Source organism: Roseateles sp. (assembly GCF_044373315.1).
In the GTDB taxonomy this organism is placed as follows: domain Bacteria; phylum Pseudomonadota; class Gammaproteobacteria; order Burkholderiales; family Burkholderiaceae_C; genus JACDQM01.
Window position 1 is genome coordinate 34,005 of the sequence record NZ_JBILQK010000004.1, and the last position, 16,288, is coordinate 50,292.

Annotated in this window: 17 protein-coding genes; 4 read left to right on the forward strand and 13 right to left on the reverse strand. The window is 68.2% G+C overall.

Translation table 11 applies throughout. The annotated features are described in order from the left end of the window. Positions 1–97 precede the first annotated feature (97 nt). Positions 98–763: a hypothetical protein gene (locus tag ACIQ67_RS01885; RefSeq protein ID WP_397532652.1), complete on the reverse strand. Its 666-nt coding sequence runs from the start codon at positions 761–763 to the stop codon at positions 98–100. Positions 764–1,112: 349 nt separating this feature from the next. Here ACIQ67_RS01885 and ACIQ67_RS01890 point away from each other — a divergent pair, with 349 nt between their 5' ends. Both ACIQ67_RS01890 and ACIQ67_RS01895 read left to right on the forward strand, forming a co-directional pair. Next, complete coding sequence (locus ACIQ67_RS01890; RefSeq protein ID WP_397532653.1) at positions 1,113–1,358, forward strand: FitA-like ribbon-helix-helix domain-containing protein; 246 nt, start codon at positions 1,113–1,115, stop codon at positions 1,356–1,358. Continuing rightward, positions 1,355–1,750 (forward strand): type II toxin-antitoxin system VapC family toxin, encoded by a 396-nt coding sequence (locus tag ACIQ67_RS01895; RefSeq protein WP_397532654.1) that lies wholly within the window; start codon positions 1,355–1,357, stop codon positions 1,748–1,750. The genes ACIQ67_RS01890 and ACIQ67_RS01895 overlap by 4 nt, the downstream gene beginning before the upstream one ends. A 316-nt stretch (positions 1,751–2,066) precedes the next feature. Here the strand turns inward: ACIQ67_RS01895 and ACIQ67_RS01900 are convergent, their stop codons facing one another. From ACIQ67_RS01900 to ACIQ67_RS01940, 9 genes are all read right to left on the reverse strand, one after another. After that, a complete protein-coding gene (locus ACIQ67_RS01900) occupies positions 2,067–2,504 on the reverse strand; it encodes a hypothetical protein (protein ID WP_397532655.1) in 438 nt (145 codons plus the stop codon). A gap of 498 nt (positions 2,505–3,002) precedes the next feature. Next, a complete protein-coding gene (locus ACIQ67_RS01905) occupies positions 3,003–4,514 on the reverse strand; it encodes an amidase (RefSeq protein ID WP_397532656.1) in 1,512 nt (503 codons plus the stop codon). 7 nt (positions 4,515–4,521) lie between these two features. Further along, entirely contained in the window at positions 4,522–6,030 is a 1,509-nt protein-coding gene (locus tag ACIQ67_RS01910) for an ABC transporter substrate-binding protein (protein ID WP_397532657.1), read from the reverse strand. Between the two features lie 44 nt (positions 6,031–6,074). Further along, positions 6,075–7,082 carry an oligopeptide/dipeptide ABC transporter ATP-binding protein gene (locus ACIQ67_RS01915; RefSeq protein WP_397532658.1) on the reverse strand — a complete coding sequence of 336 codons (1,008 nt, stop codon included), beginning with the start codon at positions 7,080–7,082 and terminating at the stop codon, positions 6,075–6,077. Beyond that, the gene (locus ACIQ67_RS01920) at positions 7,079–8,068 is read right to left on the reverse strand and encodes an ABC transporter ATP-binding protein (RefSeq protein ID WP_397532659.1); all 990 of its coding nucleotides are present in this window, start codon (positions 8,066–8,068) and stop codon (positions 7,079–7,081) included. Before ACIQ67_RS01920 ends, ACIQ67_RS01915 begins: the two co-directional genes overlap by 4 nt. Beyond that, positions 8,065–8,892 (reverse strand): ABC transporter permease, encoded by an 828-nt coding sequence (locus ACIQ67_RS01925; RefSeq protein ID WP_397532660.1) that lies wholly within the window; start codon positions 8,890–8,892, stop codon positions 8,065–8,067. Before ACIQ67_RS01925 ends, ACIQ67_RS01920 begins: the two co-directional genes overlap by 4 nt. Then, entirely contained in the window at positions 8,889–9,851 is a 963-nt protein-coding gene (locus ACIQ67_RS01930) for an ABC transporter permease (protein WP_397532661.1), read from the reverse strand. Before ACIQ67_RS01930 ends, ACIQ67_RS01925 begins: the two co-directional genes overlap by 4 nt. A 101-nt stretch (positions 9,852–9,952) precedes the next feature. Continuing rightward, positions 9,953–10,330: a nuclear transport factor 2 family protein gene (locus ACIQ67_RS01935; protein ID WP_397532662.1), complete on the reverse strand. Its 378-nt coding sequence runs from the start codon at positions 10,328–10,330 to the stop codon at positions 9,953–9,955. Next, a complete protein-coding gene (locus ACIQ67_RS01940; protein ID WP_397532663.1) occupies positions 10,327–10,584 on the reverse strand; it encodes a hypothetical protein in 258 nt (85 codons plus the stop codon). The genes ACIQ67_RS01935 and ACIQ67_RS01940 overlap by 4 nt, the downstream gene beginning before the upstream one ends. Before the next feature lie 128 nt (positions 10,585–10,712). Here ACIQ67_RS01940 and ACIQ67_RS01945 point away from each other — a divergent pair, with 128 nt between their 5' ends. After that, positions 10,713–11,675, forward strand: coding sequence for a LysR substrate-binding domain-containing protein (locus tag ACIQ67_RS01945; RefSeq protein WP_397532664.1), 963 nt, complete (start codon positions 10,713–10,715; stop codon positions 11,673–11,675). Here ACIQ67_RS01945 and ACIQ67_RS01950 read toward each other — a convergent pair. Next, positions 11,642–13,006 (reverse strand): MATE family efflux transporter, encoded by a 1,365-nt coding sequence (locus ACIQ67_RS01950; protein ID WP_397532665.1) that lies wholly within the window; start codon positions 13,004–13,006, stop codon positions 11,642–11,644. The genes ACIQ67_RS01945 and ACIQ67_RS01950 overlap by 34 nt on opposite strands. 150 nt (positions 13,007–13,156) lie before the next feature. Between ACIQ67_RS01950 and ACIQ67_RS01955 the strand changes: the two genes are divergently transcribed. Then, the gene (locus ACIQ67_RS01955) at positions 13,157–13,858 is read left to right on the forward strand and encodes a substrate-binding periplasmic protein (RefSeq protein WP_397532666.1); all 702 of its coding nucleotides are present in this window, start codon (positions 13,157–13,159) and stop codon (positions 13,856–13,858) included. On the opposite strand, the gene ACIQ67_RS01960 is transcribed toward ACIQ67_RS01955, so the two are convergent. Both ACIQ67_RS01960 and ACIQ67_RS01965 read right to left on the reverse strand, forming a co-directional pair. Beyond that, the gene (locus ACIQ67_RS01960; protein WP_397532667.1) at positions 13,818–14,516 is read right to left on the reverse strand and encodes a phosphatase PAP2 family protein; all 699 of its coding nucleotides are present in this window, start codon (positions 14,514–14,516) and stop codon (positions 13,818–13,820) included. The two genes, ACIQ67_RS01955 and ACIQ67_RS01960, sit on opposite strands and share 41 nt — an antisense overlap. Next, positions 14,513–16,195, reverse strand: coding sequence for a phosphoethanolamine transferase (locus ACIQ67_RS01965; RefSeq protein WP_397532668.1), 1,683 nt, complete (start codon positions 16,193–16,195; stop codon positions 14,513–14,515). Before ACIQ67_RS01965 ends, ACIQ67_RS01960 begins: the two co-directional genes overlap by 4 nt. Between the last annotated feature and the right edge of the window lie 93 nt (positions 16,196–16,288).

The window sequence follows — 16,288 nt, forward strand, 5'->3', positions numbered from 1 at the left end:
GCCTGGCCGAGGCGAGCCAATCTACCACCACAGACCGGGCCGCAATCGAGGAAATGCGTGATCAAGACCCTGTTTGTGGCAAGTCTCCCAACCGGACTCAGGGTTTCTTGCGTTTCAGGAAAACAAAGATGACGCTGCGGCCGTTGACGGTGGCGCTGGAGGTCTGGCTGCCTCCGAAAGCCGCGTACCAGGTCTCCTGCTGCATGGCGCGGAACAGCGCATCCCAGCGGTCACGGCTTTCCGGCCCGTTGCCGAACACCTGCAGCTGGCACAGCGTCTGACGGCATTCGACCGTCATGATCTCGAACTCCGGCGCCGGCGCCTTGCGCTGCAGGTACTGGCGCAGCTGAGTCTCAAGCTCATGCGCCCAGCTGTGGTCGCGGGCCTCGGCGCCCAGTTGCTGGTGGAGCTCGGTCATGGACTTCAGAACGGAGTCCACCGAAGGCGCATCGCGAAGCAGATCGGCGTGTTCCTGGCTGACGCCATCAGCCGGACGCGCCAGCACCGCCGCGGCGGCCACCGCAGGCTTGGGCCTGGGCTCGGCCCCGCTGGCCGCCCGTGGCGCAGCTGACGGGGGAGGCATCGCCGTACCGGGCACCCAGGGCGCCGATGCGGCTGTGGCACCACCCGCCTGCACCGGCAGGGCGGCTGGCGCCGCGATCAGGTTGACACCGCCACCCTCCTGCGCGGCTGGCCTCAGGTAGACAGTCAGCAGCGCGCCAAGCAGAGCGCCACAAGCCAGGCCGGCCAGAAACTTCCACATCAATCTTGCTCAGCGTTGCGAACGAACGAAGGAATACGAAGCGACTTCCCACATTCGGGCAAAGGGCGGCAGTGCGCCAAGACTGGTGGTTCTCGAAGTCATCATTCAGCTGCCATCTAGAAAGGGAAGTCGTCCATCGAGAAGATACCCGAGTCGGGGTGGGTTCGGGCAAGCGCTGCGTTCACCAGGCCCACCCGCTCGACAGCACCGCACTTACGGCGTCAGGTCTTGCAATTGGCGCTTGATACGGTGGGAACGCTTCGTAGACAGCTGAGCCCGCAGCGCCTTGACCGGGCCACTCAACAGAAACCATAATGGTTCCAAATTGGATGGACGAATGGAGAGCAACATGCCCACGACCCTGACATTGAAGAATATCCCCGACGCCTTGTACGACCGGTTGAAGCTTGCTGCAGAAATGCACCGCCGAAGCTTGAACAGCGAGGCTATCGTGTGCCTTGAGTCGGTATTGCTACCAACCAAGATGATGCCGAGCGAGCGCATTGCTCGGGCTCGCGAGTTGCGGGCAGCCCTGCCGGCCGGGAAATTTCGCGCACGTGACATTGATGCGGCAAAGCGCGAGGACAGGCCATGATCGTGGTTGACTCGAACGTGCTCGCGTACTTGTATTTGCCCGGCGAATACACAGCTGCAGCTGAAGCATTGCTTGAGCAAGACCCCGATTGGGCATCGCCTATCCTCTGGCGCAGCGAGTTCCGCAACATCTTGGCCGGGTACATGCGACGCAAGGCGATCTCCTTTGAGCAAGCAATCATCCTGCAGCGAGAGGCAGAAAGCTTGCTTGAAGGTGCGGAGTTCGAAGTCGAGTACTCGGCTGTATTCGAACTGGTGCGGGATAGCGATTGCTCCGCATACGACTGCGAGTTCATTGCGCTTGCGATGAAGCTCGATACCAAGCTGGTCACCATGGACAAGAAGCTGCTCCGAGCGTTTCCAAAGCGAGCCATCGCTCTTTCTGAGGGATGACGCTAGACGTACGCGTCCGCTTGAACGCAAACGCAAGGCGGCGCGGCAGCAGGTGAACCCGATAACACTTCCGTTGAACACCCAGCACTCTTAGCCAACAACGACGAACGAACAGGGGCTTGCTGAACGGTTCGCATCTGGGGCGACGGCTCGGTCCACAGCAAGTCCGTTTGTAGATGTTCCGTCTGTTCCTCGTCGCGTTGCCGCTGTTCAGAACACAGGCCTAGAAATGGAAAGAACTCCGAAGGGTCAGGGCTTGCTATTGGAGCTTGAAACGGTGGGAAGTCCCTGTAGCCTGGTCGGGCGGCTGCACCATTTACGTTGCTCCGCAGTACATCAAGCTACTGCATACCAAGGCTTGGTTGATGGCAATGCCGCCAAGAACCATCGCTGACGAAACCAACCCGACAAGAAGCGGGCGAGAGAAGCCAGGCGAAAGGTACCTCGCAGCCACCGCACCAATGACAGCGCCGGGAAGCGAAAAGAAGTAGCCCAGCCAAGCCATTGATTCCGGATGCGCGCGGGACATGTTCCAGTAGTTGAATGCAGCGAGGTAGATTGTCAGTGCTACCGAAACGCCAGCAACCACCTCAGCACGAGGCCGACACACTGCAAGGCACGCAAGTACGACAAGTTGCGATCCCCAGAATGTCAGGAAGTTCGGCATGAAGAAATCACCCTTGGGCGCGATTGCTGCGGCAACGCCAGCTCCAAACGCCAAGAATAGAGCCGCAGCGGAAGGCACAAACTTCACTGTGACGCCTCAACGAAGCTGTCCTGAAATCCCTCGAGCAGCCGCAGGCGTGGTCCATGCGGCTGACGTGAGGTGATTTGGGCGGGTTGATTCCATAGCAGGCATTGTGCGCGTCTTCGTGTGACCTTGAGCCCGGCCGAACCCGCATTCGAGGGCTCCGTGAGCGCCTGGCCCGCGTCCCAGCGCCGCCCTCATCACCGTCTCCACCCGCTTCTGGCCAGCTTCTCGATGTTGTGCACCAGGCAGAACAGCTGCCACTTTGTGTTCACTTGGTCCTTGCCGCGCAGCGTGAACAAAAAATGCAATGATCGAATCCCGCCGTGCCGCCTCAACGCGACCCGGGTCACGCGCGCATAACGCCACATCACAGGCTTCGGTCGCTAAAGCACGCACGATGGCTGCGCCGATGCCCGAGGAGCCGCCCTCAACCACGACACGCAGACCCTTGAGTTGCAAACGCCCTCTTTGAACCCAGTCAAGCGGCAGTGCCGCGCCTCATCAATAGCCCAGCCGACCGCGATTTGCCATCGGCTTTGAGCGGCGGATCAGTGGCACGTCGTCCTCGTCATCCACCACCACGTCCCCAAGCGCCTGCGGCGCCTGCGGCCAATCGCGCTGCGGCCCGCGCAGTTGCTCGAAGGCGCGCGCCATGCGCAGCACGCCCACATCGTCAAAGCGCCGCCCGGCGATCTGCAGGCCGATGGGCAGGCCGTCCGTCGCGCCCCAGCCGCAGTTGATCGATGCGGCCGGCTGCTCGCTCATGTTGTAGGGCAGCGTGAAGGCGATGTGCTCCAGCGGCCGTGCCGGGTCGTTGGTGGGGCCGGCCCATTCGGCCGGGAAGCTGGCCACCGGGCTGACCGGCGAGAGCACGTAGTCAAAGGGCTGGCAGGCCGCCACCGCCGCGTCGCGCAGCGCCGCCATCTGGCTGTAGCCCTGGTAGAGATCGGCCGCGCTCAAGCCCGCGCCGCCAGCCGCCCACTCTCGGATATAGGGCAGCACCCGCGCCTGGCGCTCAGGCGGCAGAGCCGAGATGTCCAGCCAGGAGCGCAGGCGCCAGAAGCGGTCCAGGCCGTCGATCATCGCGCGGGTCGAAAACGCCGGCAGCGGCTGCACGCAGGCGCCGGCCTGCTCGAACAGGCGCGCGGCGGCCTGCACCGCAGCAGCAGTCTCGGCCTGCACGGGCAGGCCCCAGCCGGCATCCATCAGCAGGCCGATGCGCTTGCCGCGCAGCAGCGCCTGCGGCTCGACGTCCAGATCCAGCCAAGGCAGCTCCTGCGCGGGCAGGCTCATCGCATCGCGCCAGTCGGGGCGGCTCAGCACGGCCATCAGCAGGGCGGCATCGCTGACGGTGCGCGTCATCGGCCCGGCCACGCGGCCGGCAAAGGCCGGCTTGATTGGAATCCGCCCCAGGCTGGGCTTGAGCGTGAAGATGCCGCACCAGGCTGCCGGCAGGCGCACCGAGCCGCCGATATCGGTGCCCACGTGCAGCGGGCCGTAGCCGGCCGCCGCAGCAGCGCCGGCCCCGGCGCTGGAGCCGCCCGGGTTCTTTCTCAGGTCCCAGGGGTTGCGCGTCAGCGGGTGGAAGCTGGACAGGCCCGAGCTGAGCATGCCGTAGTCGGGCATGGTGGTCTTGGCCAGCAGCAGCGCGCCCACTTCGCGCAGGCGCGCGGCCGGCGGCGCATCTTCCAGCGCCGGCGCCAGCTCGGTGGCGGCCGTGCCCAGCGGCACCGGCGTGCCACGGCTGGCGATGTTTTCCTTCAGCGTGGCCGGCACGCCGTCCAGCGTCAGCCCGCCCGCGGTCAGCGGCGCGCCCTTCATCCAGCGCGTCTCGCTGGCACGCGCCTGCGCCAGCACCGCATCGGCATCGAAGGCATAGAGCGCACGCAGATGCGGCTCCCAGCGCTCGACATGGGCCAGCACGCTGTGCGCCACCTCCAGCGGCGAGAAGGCGTGGCTGCGGTAGCCGGCCAGCAGCGCTTGTGCGGATAGTTCGTGCAGAGCGGCGCTCATCGGCGCCTCACTCGACACTCAAACCCGCCACATCGTTGACGAAGATCGGCATGTCCGTCCACAAGCCCTTGACCTGGCGCTTGGCGACGGTGATCCATTGCGGCTGGTACAGCCATGCGGCCACCGCATCGCGCGCAATCAGGCGCTGCGCATCGCCCAGCAGGCGGGCACGCTCGCTCTCGCGCGGCGCGTTGCTGATCTGATCGAACAGCTTATTGAACTCGGCGCTCTCGTAGCCCCAGTAGTAGCCGGGCTTGGTGAAGTTGCCCAGGTCGAAAGGCTCGACATGCGAGATCAGCGTCAGGTCGTAGGCCTTGCTGCCATAGACGCCCGACAGCCACTGCGCCCACTCGATGTTCTCGATCTTGGCGCGGATGCCCACCTGGGCCAGCTGGGCCACGATGGCCTCGCCGCCCTGGCGCGCATAGGGCGGCGGCGGCAGCTTCAGCGTCAGCTCCAGCGGCAGCGCCACGCCAGCTTCCTTCAGCAGTGCGCGCGCCTTGTCGGGGTTGTAGGGATTGAGGCCGGTGGTGTCCACATAGCCCAGCGCGCCCGGCACATAGTGGCTGCCGATCGGCACGCCGAAGCCGTCCGCCGCGGCCTCGATGATGGCCTTGCGGTCGATCGCCGCGGCAATGGCGCGGCGCACACGCACATCATTCAGCGGCGCCTTCTTGTTGTTGATCGCCAGGATGGTCTTGGCGCGCGAACCGGCCACGATGACCTGGAAGCGCTTGTCGGCCTTGAACTGCGCCAGGCTGCGCGCCGCCGCCACGCGCGGGAAGGCATCCACATCGCCCGCCAGCAGGGCCGCCACCTGGGCCGCCGGTTCGCTGATGAAGCGGAAGCTGACGCGCCGCGTCTTGACGGCCGCCGCGTTGCGATGGCCGTCCCAGCGTGCGAGCGTGATGCTGGCGCCCTTGGCCCAGTGCTCCAGCCGGTAAGGGCCGCTGCCCACCGGCTGGGTGGCATTGCTGGCGGCGCTCTTGGGCTCGACGATGATGGCCGTGGCCTGGCCGATCAGGAACAGGAAATCGGGCTCGATGGTCTTCAGCCCGATCACCACCGTATCCGCTTCCGGCGTGCCGATGAAGGCGATATTGCTGAACAGGCGCTTGTCCTTGTTGGTGCTCTTCTCGCCAGCAGCGCGCTCGAAGGAGAACTTCACCGCGGCCGCGTCCAGCGGCTCGCCGTTGTGGAATTTGACGCCGCGGCGCAGCTTGAAGGTAAAGGTCTTCAGGTCCGGCGAGACCTCCCAGCGCTCGGCCAGCAGCGGCTGCGGGCGGCCGTCAGCGCCGATCTTGGTGAGCGTCTCGAAGACGTTGTAGAGCACCACCTCGGCGATGGCCGAAGCCGCGCCGGCGGTCGGGTCCAGGCCCGGCGGCTCCAGCGTCATGCCGATCACCAGCGTGTCCTTGGCGCGGCCCTGGGCCTGAGCCGGCAGATGGGCGACGCTGAGCAACAGGGCGGTGGCGGTGCCCAGCAGCAGGGCTCTCTTGGTCAAGGGCGATGACATGCGGGGGTCCTCCGGGTTGGCGCGGGCGCGCCAGGCTGTTGCGATCAGTGCGGATGATGGCATGCCACCTGATGGCCGGGCTGCAACGGGGCCAGCACCGGCCGCTCCGCCGTGCAGCGCGCGCTGGCACGAGGGCAACGCGCGGCAAAGGCGCAGCCGCCAACTTGGGGATCAGGTCTTGCAGGGTCCTGCGCCAGCGCGACATGGCGCCGCCGCGGCTGGCTCGGCTTGGGCACCGCGACGCGCGGCACCGCGTCCACCAGCAGGCGTGTGTAGGGGTGGGCGCCTGCGCGGAACAGCTGCGCCGGCGTGCCCTGCTCCACAACGCGGCCCTGGTAGAGCACCAGCACCTCGTCGCAGACATGGTCAACCACAGCCAGATCGTGGCTGATCAGCAGAAAGCTCAGGCCCAGGCGCTGGCGCAGGTCCAGCAGCAGATTCAGAACCTGGGCCTGCACCGACACGTCCAGCGCGCTGACCGGCTCATCGGCCACGATCAGGCGCGGGCGTGTCGCCAGCGCGCGGGCAATCGCGATGCGCTGGCGCTGGCCGCCGGAAAACTCATGCGGATACTTGTGCAGATCGGCCGCGGAAAGGCCCACCGCCTGCAGGCTGTCGAGCGCACGCGCGGCCTGCTCGGCGGCGGGTAGACGCAGCAACGCGGCCAGTGGCTCGGCCACGATGGCGCCGACGCGGCGGCGCGGGTCGAGCGAGCCATAGGGGTCCTGGAACACCATCTGGAACTGGCGGCGTGCCTGGCGCAGCGCCTCGGGCGACAGCGCATGCAGCTTCTGCCCGTCCAGCAAGACCTGCCCCCCGCCATGCGTCTGCGGCTCGTCCAGCGCCATCACCGCGCGCGCCAGTGTGCTCTTGCCCGAACCCGATTCGCCCACCACGCCCAATGACCGCCCGGCCGGCAGCACGAAGCCGATGTCGCTGAGAGCCTGCAGGCGCGGCGCCGGCTGCCACAGCGAGGGCCGCGGCAGGCGGTAGTGGCGGCTCAAGGCCCGCACTTCAAGCAAAGGCATGGTGGTGTTGCCGCCGCTGCTCATCGCTGCAACTCCGCACGGCCGAGGGACTGCTCCAGATGCAGACAGCGCACCGCATGCGTGTCATCCAGCGCGTGCAGTGGCGGCATCCCGAGGCCGCAGCCCAGCGTGGCCAGCGCGCAGCGTGGCGCGAAGGGGCAGCCGGCCGGCATGGCGGAAAGCGCCGGCACGCTGCCGGGAATCGTCGGCAGATGGCGGCGCGGCCCGCCCAGGCGCGGACGCGCGGCGAACAGGCCCTGCGTGTAGGGATGGCCCATGCGCGCGAACACAGCCGCGGTCGGCCCGCTCTCGACCGCAATGCCGGCGTACATGACGATCAGGCGCCGCACGTTCTCGGCGATCACGCCCAGGTCGTGCGAGATCAGGATCAGGCCCATGCCGCGCTCAGCCACCAGATCGGCCAGCAAGTCCAGGATCTGGCCCTGCACGCTGACGTCCAGCGCGGTGGTGGGCTCGTCGGCAATCAGCAGTTCGGGGCCGCAGGCCAGCGCCATCGCGATCAGCACGCGTTGGCGCTGGCCGCCGGACAGCTCATGCGGATAGGCCTGCGCGCAGCGCCTCACATCGGGCAGGCCGACGCGCTCCAGCAGGCGCAGCACCTCGGCCTCGGCAGCCGCACGGCTCAGGCCCAGATGCAGGCGCAGCGGCTCTGCCACCTGGCGGCCCACCGGATGCAGCGGATTCAACGCCGTCATCGGCTCCTGGAAGATCATCGCCATGCGGCGGCCGCGCCAGGCGCAGCGTTCATGCTCGGGCATGGCCAACACATCCTGACCGGCAAAGCGAAGCTGGCCGCTGGCGCTGGCGCCTTCCGGCAGCAGGCCCATCAGCGCCAGCGCGGTGAGCGACTTGCCGCAGCCCGACTCGCCCACCAGGCCCAGCGTCTCGCCGCGTGCCAGCGTGAAGGACAGGCCGCGCACGGCATCCAGCGGGCCAGCATCGGCCGACACCTGCACGCGCAGATCGCGCACATCGAGCAGCGCACTCATCGCCGCGCCCTCGCCAGCCGGGGGTCGAACAGATCGCGCAGGCCGTCGCCCAGCAGGTTCAGGCCCAGCACCGCCAGCACGATGGCCAGGCCCGGATAGACCGCCAGCATCGGCGCCTGGAAGATCAGGCTCTGCGCCTCAGCCAGCATGCGGCCCCAGCTGGGCTGCGGCGGCTGCGTGCCCAGGCCCAGATAGGACAGCGCCGCCTCGGCCAGGATGGCGAGCGCGAACTGGATGGTGGCCTGCACGATCAGCACCGCGGCGATATTCGGCAGCACATGCTCGACGCTGATACGCCAGGCTCCCTTGCCGCAGGCGCGCGCGGCCAGCACATAGTCGCGCGCCCATTGCTGGCGGGCGCTGGCACGGGTGATGCGGGCGAAGGTGGGGATGTTGTGCAGGCCGATGGCAATGATGGCGTTGACCATGCCTGGCCCCCAGACCGCCGTCAGCATGATGGCCAGCAGGATGGCCGGGAAGGCAAAGCCGAAGTCGGTGAGGCGCATCAGCGCTTCTTCGACCCAGCCGCGCCGCGCTGCCGCCCACAGGCCCAGCAGCGTTCCCACCGTCAGGCCGATGCCCACCGCGATCAGGCCCACCAGGAGTGAGCTGCGCGCGCCGGCCAGCAGCAGGCTGGCGATGTCGCGCCCCAGCACATCGGTGCCCAGCCAATGCGCCGCGCTGGGGCCTTGCAGCTTGGCGGCCATATTGATCTCGTCAGTGGGCCAGGGCGTCCACAGCAGCGACAAGGCGGCCGCAACCAGCAGCGCGAGGCTCAGCAGCGCGCCGGCCACGAAGCTGGGATGACGCAGCGCCCTTCTCACAGCGCCGCCGTCTTGATGCGCGGGTCGATCAGCGCATACAGCACATCGACCACGAAGTTGACGATCACCACCAGCGCCGCCAGCAGCATCACGCAGTTGCGCACCACCACCAGATCGCGGTTGGCAATCGCCTGGAAGATCAGGCGACCCAGCCCCGGCAGCGTGAACACGTTCTCCACCACGATGGTGCCGGCCAGCAGGTTGGCGAACTGCAGGCCCATCACCGTCAGCACCGGAATCATCGCGTTGCGCAGGCCATGGCCCCACAGCGCCTGGCGCGCGCTCAGGCCCTTGGCGCGCGCGGTGCGCATGAAGTCCTCGCGCAGCACCTCCAGCATGGCCGAGCGCGTGATGCGCGACAGGATGGCCGCCTGCACCACCGCCAGCGCCACGGCGGGCAGCAGCAGAGCCTGCAGCGCCTGCAGAAAGCCACCGCCCTGCGCCTCGCTCCAGCCCGGAAAGCCGCCTGCCGAGAACCACTGCAGCTTCACCGCGAACAGCAGGATCAGCAGAATGGCAAACCAGAAATTCGGAATCGCGATGCCCAGCTGGCTGAACACCATCATGCCGATATCGCCGGCGCGGCGGTGGCGCGCGGCGGCATAGACGCCCATGCTCAACGCCAGCACGGTGGTCAGCACCATCGCCAGCAGCGCCAGCGGCACGGTCAGCGCCAGGCGCTCGGCGATCAGCTCGGCCACCGGCGAGCCATAGGCATAGGAATCCCCCAGCTCGAAGCGCAGCAGGCCCCACAGCCACTGCAGATAGCGGGTCCAGGCGCTCTGGTTCAGGCCCAGCTTGTCAGCCAGCGCGGCCACCGCCTCGGGCGCGGCATCGGGACCCAGCAGCAACTCGGCCGCATTGCCGGGCAGGATCTCCAGCACCAGAAACACCAGGGCAGAGGTGGCCAGCAGCGTCAGCAGCAGGGTGAGCGCGCGCCTGAGCAGAAAGGCGCTCATGCCTTGCGTCCCCGCGCCGCTGTGTCGATTCGCCTGTCCATGCTCGCCCTGCAGTGCCCGGCGCGATTCTCTGCGCTTTTCAGGAAGGGCTCGTCGGCGCGCTACGACACCCGGCTGCCGAAGGCGAAGCTGGCGCTGGCAATGCGTCCCTCGCGCAGTTGGTAGATGCACAGCAGCTCGATCCAGCCCAGGCCGTCGTCGAAGCGCTGCGTCACCTGCTCGATGTCGACCACGCAATTGCCCAGCACCTGGCGCTGCAGCAGCCGCGCCTGAAGCGCCGGGTCCTCAAGGCGCTGCGCCATGCGCGCAGCGATCTCTGCGCGGCCGCGTGCCAGCAGCGTTGCCGGCAGTGCGTACTGGCAGGCATCGACGTCATAGCAGTCCAGCAAGGCGATCAGGTCGCGTGCGTTGTAGGCATCAAGCTGGCGCTGCACGAGCGCGATGGCGGCGGCTTGTGCCGCCCCGGCTGTGGCGCTCACCACAGCTCGCGAGGGTGGCGGCGCACCGGCGGCACTTCGCTGCACCAGCCAATGTCGCGCCGCATCCGGGCGTCCAATGCCGTGACGGGTTCCGGCTCTGGCCGCCCCGCTGCGAGCAGGCGACCCGCAATGGCCGCCAGGCCTTCGCGCAGACGCTGCAGCCAGGGCCGGCAGGTGGCGATCAGGCTGGGGCAATGGCTGGGGCAGCAGCAGCAGTAGCTGGCAAAGGTATCGGTACTTATGGCGGTACTCATGGCGGCGCTCCTTGAATGGTCTTGCTCTTCAGGCAGGTGCGCTCAGATTAGGCGGGCTTGCTGGACAATGGAATTGATTGTTTTGTGCCAACTTGGTCGAAAATACTAACCAGCCAAACCATCCCGCCATGTCACGCCTGCCCTTGCACACGCTGCCGACCTTCCGCGTCATCGCCCAGTTGCAGAACCTGCGCGCCGCAGCCGAACAGCTGCATCTGACCCACAGTGCGGTGAGCCACCAGCTGAAGGCACTGGAGACCCAGCTGGGCCACACGCTGTTCGAGCGCCGCGGGCGCCGGCTGGTGCTCAATGCCGCCGGCCAGGCCCTGCTCGAAGGCGTCGAGCAGGCGCTGCAGCAGCTCGACCGCGGCGTGGCCGCCGCCGCCAATGCCGCCGGGCTGACACCCGAAAGCCTGCGCCTGTCGGTGCTGCCCAGCTTCGCGCAGCGCTGGCTGCTGCCGCGCATGGCGCGCTGGCGCGGCCTGCACCCCGAGCTGGCGCTGGAGATCCAGGCCTCGGCGCAACTGGCTGACCTGCAACGCGAAGGCCTGCATGCCGCGATCCGCCAGGGCGCCGGCCATTGGCCGGGCTTGCAGGCCGAGGTGTTGATCGGCACCGCCGTGCCGCTGGTGGTGGTGGGCTCGCCGGCGGCTGCGCGCCGGCTGGGGATCAGCCCCGCAGGCCGCGGCCGGAAGTTGCCTGAGGCCGGCGTCGACGCCTGCTGCTTCGGCGACGAGCCGCTGCTGGGCAGCGCCGAGCTGTGGGAGCAATGGTTCGCGCTGGCTGGCGCGCCACGCAAGGTCACGCCGGTGGCACTGTTCAACGATGCCGGGCTGATGCTGCAGGCCGCCGAGCAGGACCTGGGCCTGGCGCTGGCGCGCGAGATCCTGGCTGCCGACGCGCTGCGCGAAGGTAGGCTGGTGCAGCTGACGCCGCTGGCCATCAGCCACGCGGCGGCGCAGGCCTATCACCTGGTCTACCCACCCAGCCTGGCCGACTGGCCGCCGCTGCTGGCGCTGCGCGACTGGCTGCAGTCCGAACTGGCCAGCACCGCCTCTCAGCCCAGGCGCGCCGCCCGCAGCCGCCGGTGAGTTGCGCGGGCCTGCGGCACCCAGTCGTGCCGGGCCCAGCGCCGCCACATCAGCAGGCCGCGTATCCATTCGTCGGCCGCGTAGGCAATCCACACGCCCGGCAGGCCCAGCCCCAGCTTGATGCCCAGCAGCCAGCTGCCGCCCGCCAGCACCAGCAGCATCGAGACCGCACCCACCATCACCGGATACCGCGCATCGCCGGTCGCCCGCAAGGCATTGATCACCACCAGATTGAAGGTGCGGCCCGGCTCCAGCAGCACGGTCAGCCACATCAGCGTGACACCGGCCGCGATCACCGCCGGATCGCGGCTGAACAGCTGCATCAGCCAGGGCGAGGCCAGCGCCGCCGCGGTGGCCACCACCACGCTGACGATCAGGCCGCGCGCCAGCGCACGCCGCACCAGGCGATGCGCCTCATGCAGCTGGCCGGCACCGATCAGATGGCCGACCAGGATCTCGGCCGCGAAGCCGGTGGCCAGGCCGAACAGCAGCACGAAATGCATCAGCTGCTGCGCATAGGCCTGCGTGGCCAGGGCCTGTGCGCCCAGCGTGCCGACCACTGCCACGCTGACCATGAAGGCCAGCCGATAGGCGATGTTCTCGGCCGCACCAGGCAAGCCGATGTGCAGGATGGCCGCCAGCTCGGCACGCGGCAGGCGCCACCAGTCGCTGCGCTGCGGCCGCAGGTTCAGCCGTGCGCCCCACAGCCACAGGTGCAGCACCAGGCCCAGCGCACGGCTGACAGCCAGCGCCAGCGCAAAGCCCGGCAGGCCCAGGTTCGCCATCGCAGGCACGGCCAGGCCCAGCAGACAGACCTGCATCGCGATCAGCACGGCCAGCGTGTCGCGGGTGCGCAGATGGGCACGCATCACGCTGGCCATCGACGCATTCCAGGCGTCCAGCAGCATGGCCGGCGCCAGCGCGATCAGCAACGGTGCGGCCAGCGGCAGCACCTCGGCCGGCGCGTTCATCAGGCGCAGCAGCGGCTCGGCCAGCAGCAGCGCCGCCAGCGCGGTGATGCCGCCGATCCAGCTGCTGGCACCTAAAGCGGCGCGCGCCAGCGCATCGGCACGATCACGCCGGCCGGCGCCCAGGCTCTGCGTCAGCACCACGCTGACGCCGGCACCGATGATGCGAAACAGGATGAAGAGCGTGGCCGACACATGGTTGGCCAGCGCAAAGGCGCCGCCGGCGTTGTCCGACACCCGCGCGGCCAGCAGCGTACCGACCAGGCCCACCGCAATGCCCAGCAGCAGTTCGATGAACAGCGGCCAGGACAGGCTGAACAGGCTGGCGCGCGGCGACGCGGACGGGGCGGACGAGGCAGACATCGGCGCGCAGCATAAGGGCTGCGCGGCGCGCCGGGCCGAAGTCCGGCATTCGGCTCGCACCTCACGCAGCGGACAAGCCAAGGGCGGGCCGCCGCAGGCCGCTGACGTAAAGTTGCAGGCGATCGCATCAGACCCCCACCACATATCTCCATGCTGAAGCGTCTCGCCACCGCCCTGCTGACCGGCTTCGTGCTGCTGGCGTCTTCCAGCGCCGAGCCTATCGACATCGCGCTGTTCGACATCGCGCCCTATGCGAGCGCCGGAGCCGATGGCAGGCCGAAGGGCCTGTATGTCGACCTGGCCACGCGCGTCGCGAAGCAAGCCGGCCTGGAACCGCGCATCCGCCTCGTGCCCTTCGCCCGGGTTGCGCCCAGCCTGGGTAACGGTGAGGCCTTGCTGAGCATCAGCTTTGCGACTGACGCGCTGAATCAGGTATCAAGACCCCTGGGCACCATGCTGATGGTGGACTCGGTGCTGCTGAACAGCCGCAGCCGCTCTGCCCGGCGGGTCGAGGACTTGGCCGGTTTTCGCATCGGCCGCGCACGCGGCGGCTGCCAGGACCTGGCCTCGCTGCCGCAGCCCGACTTCAGCCTGCAGGACCTGAGCAGCTTCGAGAGCGGCCTGCGCATGCTGAATCTGCAGCGCCTGGACGCGCTGTGTGCCACGCGCGAGGTGCTGCAGCATTACCAGGCCCTGACGGCTTTACCGCCTGATCGCTTCGGCCCAGTAGCAGTGCTGAGCCAGCGCCCGGCGCTGCTGCTTGTTGCCAAGAGGGCACCGCCGGCGCTGGCCACTCGGCTCGGTACGGCCCTCAAGTCGCTTCAGGCCGAGGGCGGGCCCGCGCGGGATTGAAGCGCCAGCCCGGCGCACTCTGCACCAGCCACACCAGCACCCAGCACAGCCAGGCCGACCACATGCTGTGGCTGGGGTAGTGGGCGCCGCGCGCCATCTGGGCCATGCCGAAGATGGCACCCAGGCCCAGCACCGCCAGCAGCATCCAGCGGGCCAGGCGCGGGCGGTGGCCGCGCCACAGCAGGTAGAGGCTGAAAAAGGCAAAGCCCGCCGCCGCATGGCCAGACGGAAAACAGTGGCCCGCGCCGCCGTCCAGCACACCGAGCTGCCAGTGCGGCACATAACGCGCCACGCCCCCGAACTCGGCTAGATCCCAGGGGCAGCTGGTGCTGCTGACGCGCTTGATCGCCGGCACCAGCAGCACCGCCAGCAGCGAAGCGGCAATGGCCTGCACGCGCTCGTGCCGGCTCGGGCCGTCCAGCCACAGACGCCAGGCATCCAGCACCATCAGCGCCAGGATGACCCAGGCCAGCATGCGCCCGCCTTCGTGCAGCAGCTTGCTGGTCAGCCAGGCCTCGCGCCAGGCGAAACCGCTGGCGCCTCCCCACAGGCGCACCGCGGCCAGGTCCAGGCCGCTCCACTCCCACAACAGGATCAGCAGCAGGGCCGCCAAGGTCCAGCCCAGATCGCGCCGCAACATCGGCGCAGCACGACTCATGAAGGCTGCCTCAGGCAGCCGCGCGTCAGGTCGTAGTCCGGGGCATAGACCGCACTGCGCACATCCAGCAGGCCCATCAGGCTGTGGAACAGGTGGTCATGCGTCAACGGCTGGGCCGCGCGCTTTCGCAGGCAGTCGGCATCCAGGCCACCGGCAAGCTGCCAACCGGGCGAGAACCACATCACCATCGGCACCTGGGTCTGCACCGCCGGCGCAATCGCGTAAGGCATGCCGTGCAGGAAGAGGTTCGCCTCGCCCAGCGATTCGCCATGGTCCGAGACATAGACCACGGCCGTGTCCACCTCAGTGGCCTTGGCCTGCAGGCGCTGGATCAGCTGGGCCAGCAGATGATCGGTGTAGAGCAGCGCGTTGTCGTAAGCATTGACGACTTCCTCGCGGCTGCAGTTGCGCAACTCATCGCTCTGGCAGGCCGGCTGGAAGCGCGCAAACGCCGGCGGGTAACGGCGAAAGTAGGACGGCCCGTGGTTGCCCAGCTGATGCAGCACCAGCAGCTGCGTGCCCTTGGCCTCGGCCAGGCGTTGCTCCAGGCCCAGCAGCAGGCCCTCATCCATGCAGCGACCGTCGGCGCACAGGCCCGGCGGATTCAGCTCGATCACATTGTCTTGCGACAGACCATCGCAAACGCCTTTGCAGCCCGACTGGTTGTCGCGCCAGTGCACGCCGACCCCGGCACGCGTCAGCAGATGCAGCAGCGACTCGCTGCCGCGGATGCGGGCCTCGTCATAGTCGCGCCGGCCGATGGGCGCAAACATGCAGGGCAGCGAGGTCTCGGTATTGGTGCCACAGCTGGTGACCTGCGGGAAGTTGATCACCGCGGGCAGTGCCGCCAACTCAGGCGTGGTCTGGCGTGCATAGCCGTTCAAGCCCCAGTTGGCGGCGCGTGCGGTTTCGCCAACCACCAGCACCACCAGGCGCGGTTTGCTATGCGTGACCCAGCTGGCGCCGGGCTGCGCGTCCAGGCCCAGCGGCTGGCGTGGTGCCGCAGCGCCTTTGGCCTCGGCGGCGCCCACCGCGGCCAGCGACCACAGGTAGTTGGCCGGCGTCATGAGGTAGCGCACTTCCTTGTGGTTGCGCATCATGGACGCGAAGGGCTGGAACACCGACAGCATGGCGCCCACGGCCACCGCCGCCGCCAGCGCCATCCAGCCGAGGCGCCACAGCGCCGACTTGATCAGCGGCCGGGTGCGGATGCGCAGCCGGCTCAGCAGCAGCAGCGGCAGGCCGGCATACAGCAGCAGGTGCAAGGCCAGCGGCCAGGACAGCAACTCGCGCGCCTCGGCCACATCGCTCTTCAGCACATTGCGCAGCATGCTCGGGTCCAGATAGACGCCGAAGGACTGCATGTAGAAGCTCGCGAACGCGGTGCCGACGATCAGCAGCGCCAGCACCGGCTTGACCGTCCAGCGGTTCACGACCAGCCCCAGCAGCAGGAAATGCAGCGCCAGCAGCAGCAGCGCCAGCGCCGCGGCAAAGCCCCAGGCGCTGGGGTCGGTCAGACTGCGCTCGCGCAGCGCCGCACTAAAGAACAGCCGGTTGGCCGCGAGCAGCCAGAACAGGCTGGCCAGCAGCAGCACCTGCTCGACGGTCGCGGTGATGGTGAACCGCTCCTCTGCGGGAGCGCGCGCTTCAGATGAAGAGCGACGGGACAGGAATTGCATCCATGGCATCTTGCAGCGGCAGACTGAAGCCGGGCTTAAGAATGGGCTGCAGGTTTGCGCTATGGTGCTGCCCAAGCGTGCCTCACCCTGCCC